Origin of the sequence: Wolbachia endosymbiont of Menacanthus eurysternus (assembly GCA_029715105.1) — a bacterium.
Classification (GTDB): Bacteria; Pseudomonadota; Alphaproteobacteria; order Rickettsiales; family Anaplasmataceae; genus Wolbachia.
On the sequence record CP085695.1, the window covers coordinates 236,717 to 253,794 of the forward strand.

The following is a 17,078-nucleotide window of genomic DNA, read 5'->3' on the forward strand; positions in this document are numbered from 1 at the left end:
TTATCTACCTAAGTGCGATCGAATTGAGTAATAAAATTATTTACAATGTTAAAAACATCCCTTTTTATATCAGCATTTATGCCACTTGACAATTTTTTTAAAATTTTAGGATATACAGTACGAAAATAATTAATAAGATCGCATTCAAATCTACTAATATCTTTTACTTGGATTTTGCTTAACTGGCTGTATAAATTAAAAAAGATATACATTAAGAGTACCTGTTCTTCTATTTGCATAGGTGAGTGCTGCTTTTGTTTTAATAGTTCTAGAAGATATTTACCTTTGTTTAAGGATAACTGAATATCAGTATCGAGATCAGAACTAAATTTTGCAAAATCTTCTAATTCTCTGTATTGAGCTAAGTTTAATTTTATAAAGCTTACAATATCTTTTACAGATTCTAATTGCGCAGCAGAGCCGACTCGAGAAACTGATAAACCTATATTTACTGCAGGACGAAATCCTTTATGAAATAACTCGGATTCTAGAAAGATTTGTCCATCAGTAATTGAAATTACGTTAGTTGGAATATATGCAGATACATTACCAGCTTGAGTTTCAATGATTGGTAATGCGGTTAAAGATCCTTGTCCCCTTTTATCAGACATTTTAGCGGATCTTTCAAGCAAACGAGAATGCACGTAGAATATATCTCCAGGGTAAGCTTCACGTCCAGGAGGACGTCTTAACAATAAAGACATTTGTCTATATGCTACAGCATGCTTAGATAAATCATCATAAACTATTAAGCAATGCATTCCATTATCGCGAAAGAATTCTCCAATAGCACAACCAGAGTAAGGCGCTAAGAATTGCATAGGAGCAGAGTCAGATGCACTAGCCACAACTACAGTTGTGTATTCTAATGCTCTACTTTCTATTAATTTATTTACTACTTTTGCTACTGATGAAATCTTCTGTCCAATAGCGACATAAACACAGTGAACTTTTTGATTCTCATTTACTTTATCGTTAATTTTTTTTTGATTAATGATTGTATCAAGTGCAATAGTAGTCTTACCAACTTGTCTATCCCCAATAATTAATTCACGTTGTCCTCTACCTATTGGAATTAACAAGTCTATGATTTTAATACCGGTCTGCAGAGGTTCATGTATGGATTTACGATCAATGATGCCAGGAGCTTCAGATTCTACATTCATTCTATTTTCAGTTATAATTTTTCCCTTACTATCTATAGGAAAACCTAATGGGTTTATAACCCTTCCTAGTAATTCACGCCCTACAGGAATCTGCACAACGTTCCCGCTACATTTTACGATATCTCCCTCTTTAATATTATAATTACTATCGAGTATTACTACTTTAGCTATGTTATCATGATCTAGATCAAAAACTATTCCCTCCACATCATTTACAAAAAGTACTTTTTCGTTAAATTTTGCTTTTTCGAGTCCATAAACCAATGCAATGCCATCAGTTACTGAAATTACTTCACCTATACTTTCTTTTTTTATAGGATAATCGAATGTTTTGACCTTTTCTTTTATTATATTTACTATTTCAGAGGTGTTTATATTATTTTTCATATGTAATTCCCTATTTTCAATATCTCAATTTTACTTAAACTAACTAATTTATCTAAATAGTTTTTCAATGAAACATCAATTAAATTGAAACCATACTTTATGATAAAGCCTCCGAGTATAGAGGGATCAATTGAATTGTCTACCTTTGTTGGCTTGCCAAGAAATTTTATAGATCCTATAATTGTTTTTATATCATCTTCTTTTAACGGTTCTGCTGATTTTATAATGATTTCTAATTCACCTGCTTTAGCAAGGTTTAGGAATTTTTCTAATATGAGAACTAGTAAATTGGAACGTTTGCTTAATACGATCATAATAAATTTTACTAAGTTCTTATTTAAATTTAAACTTTCACTTATAGATATTACAATTTCTTTTTTATGTTCGTAAGAAATTACCGGATGAAATAGACACATAAAAACATCATCATAATTTTTGAAAAGATTCAATAAAAATTCTACCTCTTTTTTTATAATATCTATTTTCTTTTCTGAAAGAAAAAATAGTGCTTTAGCATAAGACGAAATTAAGTTGTTATATTGAATTTTTCTCATTTATATCATCTATAATGTATAACTTGACTATAAACGGAGATCCTATCATTGGTTGTAATAATGCAGCTACTAAATTTTATTACAAGACCAGAGGACATTTATTAAGTAATAAATAACAAAAGCTAATATTTCATTATAATGGATTTTTCTTAGAAATAAAAGCAATAATTTTTGATTATAAAAAATTTAAGATAAGACAAATAATAAAGTTAACTATTAAACATAAGTCAAATTGAATATTAAAAAAAGATTTTATAGAAAGATTTATTTAGCTTATTTAAGTTTTAAATTATTAATATTAAAATACTATATGAAAGTTTGATCCATTTCTAGGTAAAATTCCTCCTCCTAGAAGAGAGGTAGTATAAAAGAGTAGCAGCAAATAACTATTTGTTATTCCCTAAAAATATAAAAACAACCCTTAAATAAGTACTCAAAATACATATCAATCTTCTTATTAAAGAAAGACCTCTTGTATGTTTTATGTAAGAGTAGTTAATTATTTATAATATCACCAAATAAATTTACTATTTTTTTTTTATTTTATTAAATAGTCCTTCAGGTTTTTGTTGTATATTTGCTTTTTCTTCTTCAAACGCCTTTAGTAGTTCAATTTGTTTTTGAGTTAAATTTTTTGGATTTAAGGTCTCAACTATTACTTGAACGTATAAATCACCACGCATATTTGAATTTACATACGGCATACCTTTTTCTTTACAGCGCAGTTTAGTACCAGTTTGAGTTCCTTCAGGAATTTTCATTCTTATTTTAAATCCGTCAATTAATTGAACATCAATTTCGCCACCAAGTATTGCTAAAGTCATTTTTATGGGTATTTTACAGTGCAGATCTGCTTTGTCTCGAGTGAAAATTTTGTGTGGAGCAATTTTAATATATACATATAAATCTCCGCTTTTTCCACCCCTTATCCCAGCTTCCCCCTTGCCACTTATTCTTACTTTAGATCCCTTTTCTATACCCCTTGGAATTGAAACCGATATGTTTACTTCATCTCTTTTTCTTCCATTTCCACTACATTTTTTGCATTTATTTTGTATTATTTCTCCTTCTCCATAACATGTGGAACATGTTCTTTCAATAGTGAAAAAACCCTGTTGAGTTCTAGTTCTACCACTTCCGTGACATATATGACATTGGGCTGGTTTGGTTGATTCTTCGCTACCTGTACCATCACAGGTACTACATTTTACATTTGTAACGTAATGTATAGGTGCTCGTATCCCGTTAAATGCGTCTTCCAAGGTAATTTCAAGATCGTAACGTAAATCTGATCCAGGCATTTTTGTTGTACTTTTTTTTCCCATATTTGATCCACTAAATCCTCTACCAAAAAAACCGTTGAATATATCGCTAAAATCCCCTGCAGCTTGGCTAAAATCAAATCCACTAAAACCACCTCCAATGTTTTCGTGTCCGTAATGGTCATAACTTGCTTTTTTTTCAGGATCGGAAAGAATTTCATAAGCGGCTGTTATTTCTTTAAATTTTTCTTCTGCTTCTTTGTTGTTAGGGTTTCTATCTGGATGATATTTTAAGGCTAATTTTTTATATGCTTTTTTTATTTCATCAATACTGGCGTTTTTATTTACTCCTAGTAATCCATAGTAATCTTTTGTGCTCATTATAAAATATAAATTTGTTCCAACATCACTAAAGGTAGGTACTTTATATATTAATTTCAAGTGTAGTTTATTTCTTATTTAAGATAAAGAAGGGTGTTTATTTTACTAAGATAAAATATTTCTATGCACCCTGAACGACTCGAACGCCCGACCTTTTGATCCGTAGTCAAATGCTCTAATCCAACTGAGCTAAGGGTGCATCTATTTAGTTAACTTTAGCAATTTTTAAAGTTTGATTCAACCAATTCAAACTTTAAAATGTTTATTTGTTAAACAAAAATAGGTATAGAATTATGCAATTTTTATTTCAAAGAGTTATTGCGGTATTCATAAATGTTTAAATATAGCTGATAATTTCTACAATTATAAAAAAAAAAAAGAACTTTGTGTTTTAAAAATTACCGTGTCATTTTAAAAATTAATAAAAACTTGATTTGACATTTAATGTTTATTTGTAAATTAATTTTATTATATATTAGTATTAGAGTTTAAAGTATCGTTATTATTAGTGATGATATAAACCCGTGTTAAGTAGATCGGAAGTACAACTTTATAAGTTTTCGTTATTGTTTCTGTTATTTACACTAGTAGCTTTGATATTCAAGTTACCTGAAAATTTGGATATTGTATTGAATTGGTCTCATTATCCTATTCTGAATTTCGATTTATCTTTTCGAATTGTAACAATATTTTTTTTATTAATTGCATTCTTAATTATTTTATCAACAAAAAGTTTATGCTTTTCAGAAATGTTATTTATTTTTATTTATACTATAAACTTACTATGTGTAATCCTCTCCAAGAGGATATTATTTGCTGTAATATTTTATGAATTAATGAGTATTAGTTCATTTTTTATTATTGCAGCGGGAAGTAAAGATAGTGGACCACCAGTAAGATATGCTTGTGTACATTTTTTTGCTGGAGTTATATTAATAATGGGATTAGCAAATCATAGATTTTCTGAACCTATAATCATTATAGGTTTATTAATAAATAGTGCTTGTTTTCCTTTTTCATTTTGGGTTGTTGATGCATATCCTTCTGCATCATTACATAGTGCATTGTATCTTTCTACATTTACTACTAAAATTTCTTTTTTAATAGCGCTTTTACATACCTACAATTTTTGGCAAGATTATGATAAAATATTAGCATTTTTAGGTACTATTACAGCCATTTATGGTATTATATTTGCTTTTTTCGAACAGAATATTCGTAGGTTTTTTGCTTATAATGCAGTAGGACAAATGGGTATATTAATTATTACAGGAAGTTTGCTTAGTCGCTCTGAAGATGCTTTGCCATTGCTTATTTTTAATATAATTTTCTCTATTGTTTATCAGGTATTATTTATTGTTGTCATTAATGGGGTTATTTTACGAACAAAAGTAATGAACTTTAACAGAGTAAATAAGTTTATGTTGGTAGAGGGGGCATGTGTTTTAGTTGCTATACTTGCAATGGCCGCATTTCCTGGTACTGCTGGATTTATAAGTAAATCATATATTGGAGTCAGAATTAAAATGGATAGTACAGGTCTAAAGATATATGAAAATTTGCATAAAATATTAAGTTTATTGCTTTATTTAGGTATAGGGCTTAAGTTTTTTTATTATTTATTTCCTATTAATACTAGTGGTAGTAAATTAAAAATTCCAGAGAACGCAACAATTATATTTATTTTAACGTTTATATGTATAATTATTGGAAATCCCTATTTACCAATCTACAACAAGTCTGTAATTTTTGATTTTGTATATAATATACAAAATATTTACTCACAATTTATTTTATTACTATGTATCACTTTATTATTTATTTCGTTACGAAATCTATTTTTACTAAGAATAAATTTCAAAATGGACGTTGATTGGATTTTTAGAGCTTTAATACCATATGTAGTTTTGTTATTTAGCGAGTTGATTTTTAAGTTGAAAACAACATTTATTACTGCACTGCGAAGCTTGACTAACTTCCTTATTAATTTATACTTAAATAATATTTCTAAGTTTAAAGATGTGTTGTGCTATAGCTCTGTGAGCTTTGTGTCAGCTTCTTCTCTTTTTTTGATTAACATATTACTAATATTGCTATGTTTAAATTGTTAACTGATGGTTTAAATTCTGTATTTAACAAACTTATGGAGAAATCGGTTATTTCAGAAGATGACTTTGATTTTGCTATGCGTGAAATACGCATAGCTCTTATTGAGGCTGATGTTTCACTTGAGGTTATAAAAAAATTTATTAGTTCTCTTAAAGAGAAGGTTATAGGAGAGAAGGTAATAAAAAGCGTTTCTCCTGTACAAATGATAATTAAGATTGTTCAGGATAATTTGGTTACAATTCTTGGATCAGAAAAAAGTGAATTGAATCTCGCAGTCAAGCCTCCTGCCATAATTATTATGGTTGGTTTACAAGGTTCTGGCAAAACTACGACTTCAGGAAAACTTGCATTAAGATTAAAAAAGCACAATAAGAAAGTAATGCTTGCCTCTTTAGATATTTATAGACCTGCTGCACAAAAACAGCTTGAGATACTAGGTAAACAAATAGATGTGCAAACTTTACCTATAATTCCTAATGAGAAGCCTATTTTAATTACAAAAAGAGCAATGGAAATAGCAAAGAGCGATAGTTATGATGTGCTAATATTAGATACTGCTGGTAGATCTCATATTGATACGAATATGATGAATGAATTAAAAGAGATAAAAAGGATAACTTTACCTACGGAGATTATTTTAGTGGTAGATGCAATGATTGGACAAGATGCAGTAAATATTGCTAAGTCATTTAATGAGATTATAGGTGTAACTGGTATCATTCTTACTCGTGTTGATGGCGATACACGTGGTGGTGCTGCACTCTCTATGAAAATGGTAGCCAATTGTCCAATTAAGTTTATTGCTTGTGGTGAAAAGTTAAGTGATCTTGATGATTTTCATTCAGATAGAATAGCAAAGAGAATATTAGATATGGGTGATGTTGTTTCCTTAGTTGAAAAAGCAGCCAAAATAGTTGGTCAAGAAGAAATTAATAAACTTCAAAAGAAAATAAAAAAAGGTAGATTTGATTTAGATGATTTGGTTCGAATGCTAAAAACTTTAAACAAAATGGATGGTATAAGTAATATAATGAAGTTTATTCCAAGTTCGTTTACAAAAAAATTAAGTGGCGGAATACCAGATGATAGTAAAGTAAGAAAATACATAGCTATTATAAATTCTATGACTAAGGAAGAAAGATCATGTCCATCTATTTTAAATGGTAAGAGGAGGCTTAGGATCGCAAAAGGCTCTGGGACTGGTGTACCGGATGTTAATCTTTTAATTAAACAATATACTCAAATGAGTATGATGGTAAATAAATTTAGTAAAGTTGATCATGGTAAATTAAAAGAATCTGATCTAATAGATATATTGAATAGAAAATGAATGGATTTATTTATAAGTTTTCTATATTATCCTTTATTTTGGTATTTATAAATATGAATATTGTTATTGTATACCTTCTAAATCAGAGAGTGGGGGGAATTGAACCTGATATAAAAGCAATTTCTCGTATATTGTTAATAATTTATCCTTTATAATACTATATTACCACTTATCTAATTACAGCAATTTTGTCAAATTTTGAATTTGATTGTGTTTTATTTATTTCTATGGCTTCATCTTTTTCATTTTAGGATTTATTATAATTCGAATTTCCTTTATGACTTTGAAATTTTGAAGAGTTTTTAATTTTACAAACTTATTTTGTATATTTCCTTTTAGTTTTTAGTTTTTTTTGAAAATTATAGAATTAATTTAGTTATATATAAAAATTTAATTTACGATATCAGTAGATTTTAAGTTATATTTTTATATAAGGTGATTAGTATTTTATTGTAAAATCTTATTTTAAGTTTTAATTCTATTCTAATAGAGAGAAGTATTTTTTTCAAATATTATGAGTAGGTAACCACAGAAAGATATTTTGATAAGTTGTTGATAAAATCATAAATATTGAAGTTGGACTTTTATTTCTGAGATGATGCATTGTTTATTTATGTAGAAAATGATGAAATGAAACTAATTTTCAAGAAAGCTTTAATTATGTGAATATCGAATTATAAATCTGTGTACTAATAGTAGCGAAGACAAAGTAGGAGTAGATGGATTAATTTTTTTAATAAAGGTTAAATTATGCAGTTTTTGTAAAAATATTAGCACGCGTGTATAATTTATGGGGGTAATAACAAAATTTATAAGATACAAGATTATCTTTTCATATATGTTTTATCCATACATCTCTAGGATAAAGGTTATATACTACTGTGTACCACAGTACCACTTGTTTATATAATTTAGTTATAAAATTCTAATTATTATTTGTGAATTTTAAATGAAGTTGAGACCTTGTAAATAAAATTTATTAAAAAGTTACGGATTTTCTTGCTACAATGGTAGGTTTTACTGTTTAATTTCTTTTCTTTATTAGGGTTGGATTTTATAATTTAATTAAGAGATGTTGTCTAGTTGAATAGTATATAATATGTAAATACTAATTTAAAAGTTTTAAAGATTCTGTATTATTTAATGTCCAGTTAGTATCCTTTCTACTAATTCTTTTACTGTTGGTATATGACCGTTGTTGTAAAATGGATCTTGTTTAAATTTATATACATTGTGTCCCGAGAACATAAGTTCATTTTCGATGTCTCCATTGTGAATAATGTTTTGTAATGTTTTCTGTATACAGAAACTTCTTGGATCTGGCTTTCGTCCTGTTGAATGATTACCATGATCTTTCCAATTGCTAAATAGACAATGACTTAAACATCCCATACAATTGATTTGATCTTGCTTTATTTCCGCAAACTTGTCTGGTGTTACAAAAATCACAGTTTTATCTGGAGTTTTTATTGCCTCTGTGTATCCCTCTTTAGTCCATATATTTGTAAGTTCTTTATCTTTTGTGGTTAAAAAAATTTTTTTTCTACCTCCAGAACCTATCTTAAATTCATTATTAAATTCTTTATTTATGCTTTCGGAAAATTTCACTTGACGTGAACTTCGCTCCTGTAATTCACGTATAAAGTTATTTTTTACTGCAGATGAATAAAACCCAGTAGGACTAAATTTATTTAAAAATACATCGCCCTTTTTTGAGGTAAGTAGTTTCTTTTTCCATTCTGTAGAGATTGGACTTTCTTTAGTTAAGAGTGGACGAGTTCCAAACTGAAAAACTATTGGTCCAATTTGTGGATTATTAAACCAATATTCCCAATCTTTTAGGTGCCATACTCCGCCTGCCATAATAATTGGAGTTTCTGAAAGACCAATCTCATTCATAAATGATCTAAGTTCTGAAACTCTATTAAATGGAGCTTGAGGAAATTTTGGTTCTTCGTTGCTACTAAGACCATTATGTCCCCCAGCAAGCCATGGATCTTCATACACTACTCCGCCAAGTAAAAAAGAAGACACTTTTCGGTAAGCACGTTTCCATAATGCTTTGAAAGCACGTACTGATGAAATAATAGGGTAATAATAAATTTGATGTTTGGCTGCAATCTCTCCAAGCTTATATGGCATTCCAGCACCACAAGTAATACCATGGATCAAGCCTTTTGCTTTTTCTAATATACTGTGAAGTACAAATTCTGCTGCTCCCATTTCCCAAAGTACGTTCATATGCACTCTTCCACGGCCTTGTGATACTTCATTCGCTATTTTTGCTTGACTAATTCCGGCTTTGATACTATACCGGATCAGTTCTTCATGTTTTTCATTTCTAGTTTTGCCTTTATAAATCAGTGGCACTAACTCACCATTATTATCAATAAGTTTAGTATTTACGCCAGAAAACGTGCCTACAGCATCTGCTGCAGCAAATGCTCCACTTGATTTTCCATCACTAATTGCAATTCCCTTACCGCCTTCAATAATTGGCCACACTATTTTTCCTGAGATCATTATTTTTTTTATTTTATTTTTCAAAGTTTCCTCATGATCTTTTTTCTATTTTACTTAATTATTAAAAAAATAGTAGTCATATTTATTTCTTTTAGAATAGAAGTTTTATATGAATTTGTGTATTAATAAATGATAAGAAAATATTTTAGTTTTTATTACTAAGATAGAATAATAAGTTATATATTTTATTTGTATTTAAAGTTTATAAGGATTATTAACAAAATTTATATTAAGTAGGAAGAATTTTATAAAAATTTTTTTAAAGGTTTATTTGATAAGTGCTAATTTAAGATTAATCGGAATAATGTATATCTATTATTTTAGATAAAGAAATTTTTCTGGAGATAAATGGTAAATAATTGGTAAATATAGTACTAATTAAGTATTGTTAAAATTTAAGTTGTTTAAGTTTTTAAAGGAATCTTGATTTAATCTTTAATTCCTTATCTTGTGATATACTTTATTGAGAAGGCTTTTGATTTTTAGATGTTGCTCTCCCAGATAGAGGAGGGGTCAGTTCGATATTTACCGTTTTAATTTATGTTTTTATTATAAAACAATATTCTGTGTGTAGAGATAATACAGTGAAGGTTAATGTAAAAGTAGTAAACAAGAAAACATTATCTTTGGTAATTTAGAATTTGTTTCGCATAGAATCTTTTAGCGTTAATGGGGGTCATAATTATTTGATTACCCTCCTGTTTGATTATTGTTGATTAGATATGATTATTGTAAATTTTCATTTTAGTTTCTAGCATTCGGTTTTGATTTAGGGTTCGTAATAACTAAATTGCTTTGAATATTAATAATATTATTTGTAGATTTCATTACTGAAATTTCAATGTTTAAGCTTTCATTTAGGAATGATTCAATTGATTTCCCAAAAAAATCATATCTCCACCCCTTGAATAGTTTATTTGTTTTTCTTGATATTGATTCAGCTAACTCATCTTTTGATGAAACTAATTTTTTTGATATACAATTTTTTTTACATTCGTTTTCTAGTATGATTAAAAGAATATCAAGTACAGACTTATCATAACTGTTTAGTATGATGCTGTTGTTATTGTGCTGCGTAAGGTCTTTTTCATTTTCGTTGAAGATGTCTATAAATTCTAATAGATCTTCTTCTTTTATATTTTTTGTATTCTTTCTAAGATCCTCTAAAATTTCGTCAACACATTCAATATTATTTTCAATAAATTTAGTTATTACAGCATTATCAATTATTTTACTACGATTTACATTATAGCGTTGCGCTATAATTTCTTGCCATTCACTAACTGCTTTGATAGTTAACATAAGTTTTGGATTTGATTTGTAATCAAATTTAATTCTCTTCCATGCATCTTTTGGACTACGGGTATATTGATTTATATCAACAGTTGCTTCCATTTCTTCTTGAAACCAATCTATTCTATTTTTTTCTTCAAGTTTATTATACAATATTTGGTGCAAATCATATAAATAAACTACATCGCTTATTGCATAATCTAATTGATCTTCAGAAAGTGGGCGTTTTAACCAATTTGAATTTTTAGCTTTAATTTTATTTAACACTATTCCTTGATATTGTTCTACTATTTTTGAATAACCAACAAAGTCATGATAGTAATGACAAAACATAGCAGCAATTTGAGTATCAAAAATAGGAGTTGGGATGCATTTGAATACTGTAAATAAAGATTCGATATCTTGTCTACAGCTATGAAATACTTTGGTTATTTCTTGATTTAGGATTATTCTTTTAATGAGAGATAAATCAATTTCTGGTACTAGCGCGTCTATAATAAAATTTTTTCTTTCATAAGAAATTTGAATTAATGATAGTTTTGGGTAATAAGTTAAATTATTTCTAAGAAATTCCGTGTCAATTGCTATATATTTCGGTTTTTCTGCTATTAGTTCTTCGAATATATTTTCTAAATCTGATGTTGTATTAATTAACATATATACTTTATCAGTAGTCATACTTTTAAAATTTTAAGTTTTAATTAAACTTAGATAATGTTTTATAAAACCCCTACTACACTTTACTGTGTCTTTTATAAATGGCAATATAGAATTTGAAAATTTGTATAATAGGTTTAAAAATTTTTATAAGAAGAAATAACGAGGAAGGTATCAATTATTTTCAATAGGGGTGAAATTTACCTCATTTTGGAAATGAATAAATATTAATATGATTTTTAATTGAATAAAATATAAACGATAGAACAAAGATAATTGATCTGGAAATTAATTTTATATTTATATGTGATATTCTAGATTAAATTCATTAACTCTCGGTTTATGTGAATATAAGCTTTTTAAAGTTTTATGAATTATGAGATAAGTAATTATAACATTAATTTAAATAGAGAATGTGATATTAACATAGAAAGAAGAAGTATTTGTAATAACCTACTATTTTTGTAATTTTACAAATAAATTGTGAAGGGATTATAAAATAGTGTTAAATGATTTTCTGCATAGTATTAGTAGAATTCAGTTGTTAAAAAGTGTAAGATCAATAACAGTGAAATCATATAATTCCTTTGCATAGGGGTTGTGTTCTGTAATGATTATTATTCCATTTTGTTTATAGCGTATTGAAATTAAATTCAATACTAATTTGCGAGTTGCATCATCAAGATTACAAAATGGTTCATCTATTAACCAAATATTCGCATTAGAAATTAAAAGACGAGCAAGTGCAGCTCTTCTTTTCCATCCAGCAGAAAGTTCATTATATCTAATATTGAGTACTGGTTGTAATTGTAAACAATAAACAGATGCCATGATTAATTCTTTGGTATTTCTTATTTCTGCCCAAAATTCTATATTTTCAGCAACAGTAAGCCTATTTTTATATGCATTTTTGTGTCCTATATAAATCATAGATTGTATATAGTGCTTTGGATTATCGTATATATCTTTTCCACAATATTTTATATTACCTGTTATCGGTGGAAGCAGTACAGATAAACTTTTAATTAAGGTAGTTTTACCGCTACCATTTGGACCAGTGATCAATATTTTAGATTTAGGCTTAGCATGAAAATTGAGATTCTTAAACAAAACTTTATTATTGCGTGCACAGGATAAATTTTTACATTCGATCATAATTTATTGTTTTCGTTTTTATTAACTAAACTGTGTTCGTAATGAATTCTAAAATTTCTTTTCATTATTATTTTTCTTATTAGCTGATAATTGAGTAAACACACTGTATTAGATTTATTAATTATATTGTTATATTGTCTTCTTATGCAATACGAATTACTTATATATTTCTACTGTTAAATCTGTGCATTTTGTTGTTATGCGATAATATACTTTCTTATTGTTTGTTAACTACTTTTTGTTTATTTTCTTGGTTTAATTTGTTAAATTCTTTTTTTAAAGTAAAGAAAATGTTCTACTTGAAATTTCTTTCTTGAAAGAGAAGAATATATTATTTATATAATAAATATGATATGAGTTATGGAGATCCCGTTTCTAATTGGAAACGGGGTGTTTTGTTCAAAAGTTTCAAGAAATTGTTCTTTGTGGTCATAATCGTGGGAATTTGTAAGATTTTATACAACACATATGAGAAACCATGTAGGTAATAATTAATGTATATTAATTTTAATCTACATTATGTTGATAAATTTTTATTTTTCTATAGGGTTATAAATTAGTATAAAATATGAACTGTTATAAAACTCATACATGTAATGAATTAAGAAAAAGAGATATAAAGAAAGAAGTTATTTTATCTGGATGGATATACCGTAAACGAGATCATGGTAGTCTCATTTTTGTTGATTTAAGAGATTTTTATGGAATTACTCAGTTGGTATTTCGTAAGGATAAGGATTTTTTTAGTGAGATATCAAGTTTAAACTCAGAAAGTGTAATTACTGTTACCGGAATAGTTGAAACTAGAACTGAAGCTACTATAAATAGATCTATTTCAACAGGAGAGATAGAGGTTATAGTTAATGATTTATATATTCAATCAAAAGTTGAATTTCATCAAGATGAGGAAATAGCAAAAGAAGAAAAAAGTATGTTGGCAAGTATTGCTATTGAACAAGAATATCCAGAAAATATGAGATTTAAATATCGTTTTCTTGATTTAAGACGTAGAAAAGTACTCAGTAATATTATTTTACGCTCACAAGTTATTGCAGAGTTACGTAAGCTTATGATAAAGCATGGATTTCTCGAAATTCAAACTCCAATACTTACTGCTTCTTCCCCTGAGGGAGCTCGTGATTATCTAGTACCTAGTAGGTTAAATCCTGGTAAATTTTATGCGTTACCACAAGCTCCACAGATTTTTAAACAATTGCTTATGATTTCAGGATTTGATAAGTATTTTCAGGTTGCACCATGTTTTCGTGACGAAGATGCGAGAGCTGATCGTTCTCCTGGAGAGTTTTATCAATTAGATCTTGAAATGTCTTTTGTAACTCAAGATGATATATTTAATGTTATTGAATCTGTTTTATATAAAGTATTTGAGAAATTTTCTCATAAATTTGTTGACAAAAATTTTTCGCGCATTACGTATAAAGAAGCTATACTTAAGTATGGATCTGATAAACCAGATTTGCGTAATCCTTTATTAATTAGTGATGTTACTGAGATTTTTCGTGGTTCTGGATTTGATGTTTTTGAAAAAAATATTGAGAAAGATATGGTGGTGAGAGCTATTCCTGCTCCTAAAACATCAGAGGAATCGCGTAGTTTTTTTCGCGAGAAGGTAGAACGAGCACAGAGTGAATTTGGCGCGAGAGGTCTTGGATATATAACGTTTGATAAAAATAATTCTGTAAAAGGATCATTTGTTAAGTTCCTTGATAATAATAGATTGAATCGTATAAAGGGAGTGATGAATGTAGAACCTGGAGATAGTGTGTTTTTTATTTCTGACACAGAAAATGAAGCAGCGATAATTGCTGGTAAAATGCGAACTCTTTTAGGATCAGAGTTGGGCCTAATAGACGATAATGTTTTTAAATTTTGTTGGGTTGTTGATTTTCCTTATTTTGTTTTTAATAATGAAAGTAAGAAAATTGATTTTTTTCATAATCCATTCTCTATGCCTCATGGTGGCTTAAAGGATTTAGAAGTAAAAAATCCCTTGGATATTCTTGCCTATCAATATGATCTTGTTTGCAACGGAGTAGAATTATCGAGTGGAGCAATACGTAATAATAAATTAAATATCATGTATAAAGCCTTTGCTATTGCAGGTTATAGCAAAGAAGAAGTTGACAAAAAGTTTGGCGCACTTGTACGCGCGTTTAGATTTGGGGTGCCACCTCATGGTGGAATAGCGCCAGGAATTGATAGAATAGTAATGTTACTTGCTGATGAACCAAATATTCGTGAGGTAGTATGTTTCTCTATGAATCAGCAAGGTAGAGATCTTTTAGTTGATGCTCCTTCTGAAGTAGATAATAAACATTTATGTGAGTTATCTTTACAAGTAAGTCATTAATTTTATATATTATCGGTTGTATTTTAAATTGATATGAATAATGTTCAAAAAGCTATAGTGTTTGTATAATTTGTAATATAGGTACGAGTTAACTTTGTTCGAAGTTTTAGCTTATATAATGGGCATGTTTTCTTTTTAAAAGCTCTCATTTAAATACGATTAAATTTTTTGGTAGTTTTGCAATTGAGTTTGGATTTAGACTGTTGGTGCAATTATTTTTGATTATACTAGAATAGTATGGTAATAAATTTTATTAATTTTTATAGCTTCGATAGCATCTACTACAATTGCAGTTGTACCAGGTTTTAAGGAAATTGGAATATTTTCTCCTTACCTACTTTTATTATGTGTAGAAAATAGTACAGCAAGGTATAGCCTGGCGGGGAAACTAGTGTTAGTTTATCTTTTTAAGTAGAGCATTAATTAATAAAAGAGATTTAGTTTCTGAGGAGTCATGAAAGTTTTTAGTGGTGCTCTTGGTTCTATTGTGTATTTTATAATGAAAGTTATTTGTAAGAAATTTATAGAAAGAATTATGAAATTTGGGGTAGAGACTGTCTTTATTTTTGTTTTATCATGAGATGTGATAGGTTTTTACGAAGTTAACAAAAGAGAATTTTTAGTGTATAAGAAAGAAATTTATAATCTTCAAAATAAAAATTTGTTTGATTCTTCATTTAAAGCTACTGAGAGATTATAAAGAGATAATTGCTTTAGCAGTAGGACTTGGTATTTTTGCATAGAACACAATTATTTATTGTGATTACATTTTATAATATGTCTTTGAAAGAACTTATCCTTTTAGGAGTTAATATTAAGAATATGGTAAGAATTGTTGTCGAAGTTATATTTGGAATATCTGGCAGTATCACTTGCGATGTTATCTGATAAAATGTAGAAAGAAAAAAGATTTCTATATTGGTTATTTTAACTTGTGTTAGTTTTCTATGTTTTTCTATTTTCATGTAGTAATTATTCTGTAGTAGTATTAACTTTTTATTTGATTATTAATATATCAATAAGTGTGCTTTTGAAATATACATAATTCTCTTGTTTGTGAATTATTTTTACAAAAATTAGATGTACTTGTTTTTTAGTTTAGCGCAGAATGTTTCTGCAGAAATTTTTGGTGGGGTTCTCCCCTATTCATATGTTATGTAGTAGTTGATAGAAAAGATTGAAACAAAATTTACGGCAGGCATTATCTCTTATTACTATTTGTGTGTTAATTAGTTTATAATATCTGTGTACAAATTAAAACGGAAGATATTAAAATTGATTGGTAAATTTAGAATGATAATTTTATGTTATTGTTATCATTGATTAAATCAATATGTTTTTTTTTATAAAATAAGCGGTATTTTTACAAGTAAAAACTTTTATTTAGAAATTAAAGTTAAAAAATATTGGTTCCCTTCTAGTTTGGGTTCTAATTCTACTTTTGCAATATCTTTTGTATCTTTAATTAACTGTTCTAGTTTCTCCATTCCTATTTCAGCGCTTATTAGTTCTCTACCTTTAAATTTCATTGTAATCTTAATTTTATGTCCATGTACGATAAAATCTCTTATATGGCGTAATTTTGTTTGGTAATCATGATTACCAATATTGGGGCCTATTTTGACTTCTTTTATTGCTAGTATTTTTTGCTTTTTTTTTGCTTCGCTTGCTTTCTTTTTTGCGTTATATTTTTGTTTACTATAATCTAATATTTTACATACGGGTGGAACTGAGTTGGGTGAAATTTCTACTAAGTCTAAACCTGCTTTTTGAGAAATTTTTAGAGCTTGTTCTGTTGTCATGATTCCGATCATTTTACCATTTTGATCAACCAAACGTACTGTTTCAGTTATGATGAATTCATTAATTCTATACTTTTTAATTTGCAAG

General features: G+C 27.9%; 10 protein-coding genes and 1 tRNA gene. 3 read left to right on the forward strand and 8 right to left on the reverse strand.

Annotated elements, in window-relative coordinates; all coding sequences use genetic code 11:
- Nucleotides 1-8: 8 nt before the first annotated feature.
- From atpA to LJI21_00970, 4 genes are all read right to left on the reverse strand, one after another.
- A complete protein-coding gene (atpA, locus tag LJI21_00955) occupies nt 9-1,553 on the reverse strand; it encodes a F0F1 ATP synthase subunit alpha (GenBank protein ID WFW29870.1) in 1,545 nt (514 codons plus the stop codon).
- Nucleotides 1,550-2,107, reverse strand: a complete 558-nt coding sequence (gene atpH / locus LJI21_00960; GenBank protein ID WFW29871.1) for an ATP synthase F1 subunit delta — start codon at nt 2,105-2,107, stop codon at nt 1,550-1,552. Before atpH ends, atpA begins: the two co-directional genes overlap by 4 nt.
- A 527-nt stretch (nt 2,108-2,634) precedes the next feature.
- On the reverse strand, nt 2,635-3,750 hold the full coding sequence (gene dnaJ, locus LJI21_00965; GenBank protein WFW29872.1) for a molecular chaperone DnaJ: 1,116 nt from the start codon (nt 3,748-3,750) through the stop codon (nt 2,635-2,637).
- Nucleotides 3,751-3,874: 124 nt separating this feature from the next.
- Nucleotides 3,875-3,949, reverse strand: a tRNA-Arg gene (locus LJI21_00970).
- Nucleotides 3,950-4,274: 325 nt separating this feature from the next.
- Between LJI21_00970 and LJI21_00975 the strand changes: the two genes are divergently transcribed.
- Together LJI21_00975 and ffh are read left to right on the forward strand one after the other, a co-directional pair.
- The gene (locus LJI21_00975) at nt 4,275-5,861 is read left to right on the forward strand and encodes a cation:proton antiporter (protein ID WFW29873.1); all 1,587 of its coding nucleotides are present in this window, start codon (nt 4,275-4,277) and stop codon (nt 5,859-5,861) included.
- Nucleotides 5,846-7,189, forward strand: a complete 1,344-nt coding sequence (ffh, locus tag LJI21_00980) for a signal recognition particle protein (protein WFW29874.1) — start codon at nt 5,846-5,848, stop codon at nt 7,187-7,189. The genes LJI21_00975 and ffh overlap by 16 nt, the downstream gene beginning before the upstream one ends.
- Nucleotides 7,190-8,329: 1,140 nt before the next feature.
- On the opposite strand, the gene LJI21_00985 is transcribed toward ffh, so the two are convergent.
- The 3 genes from LJI21_00985 to ccmA all read right to left on the reverse strand — a co-directional run bounded on the left by LJI21_00985 (nt 8,330) and on the right by ccmA (nt 12,817).
- On the reverse strand, nt 8,330-9,736 hold the full coding sequence (locus tag LJI21_00985) for a nitronate monooxygenase (GenBank protein WFW29875.1): 1,407 nt from the start codon (nt 9,734-9,736) through the stop codon (nt 8,330-8,332).
- A 720-nt stretch (nt 9,737-10,456) separates the two neighbouring features.
- Nucleotides 10,457-11,662: a ribonuclease D gene (locus tag LJI21_00990; GenBank protein WFW29999.1), complete on the reverse strand. Its 1,206-nt coding sequence runs from the start codon at nt 11,660-11,662 to the stop codon at nt 10,457-10,459.
- 537 nt (nt 11,663-12,199) lie between these two features.
- Nucleotides 12,200-12,817 (reverse strand): heme ABC exporter ATP-binding protein CcmA, encoded by a 618-nt coding sequence (gene ccmA, locus LJI21_00995; protein WFW29876.1) that lies wholly within the window; start codon nt 12,815-12,817, stop codon nt 12,200-12,202.
- A gap of 568 nt (nt 12,818-13,385) precedes the next feature.
- Between ccmA and aspS the strand changes: the two genes are divergently transcribed.
- On the forward strand, nt 13,386-15,188 hold the full coding sequence (gene aspS / locus LJI21_01000) for an aspartate--tRNA ligase (protein WFW29877.1): 1,803 nt from the start codon (nt 13,386-13,388) through the stop codon (nt 15,186-15,188).
- A gap of 1,379 nt (nt 15,189-16,567) precedes the next feature.
- Here aspS and infC read toward each other — a convergent pair.
- Complete coding sequence (infC, locus tag LJI21_01005) at nt 16,568-17,077, reverse strand: translation initiation factor IF-3 (GenBank protein ID WFW29878.1); 510 nt, start codon at nt 17,075-17,077, stop codon at nt 16,568-16,570.
- Between the last annotated feature and the right edge of the window lies 1 nt (nt 17,078).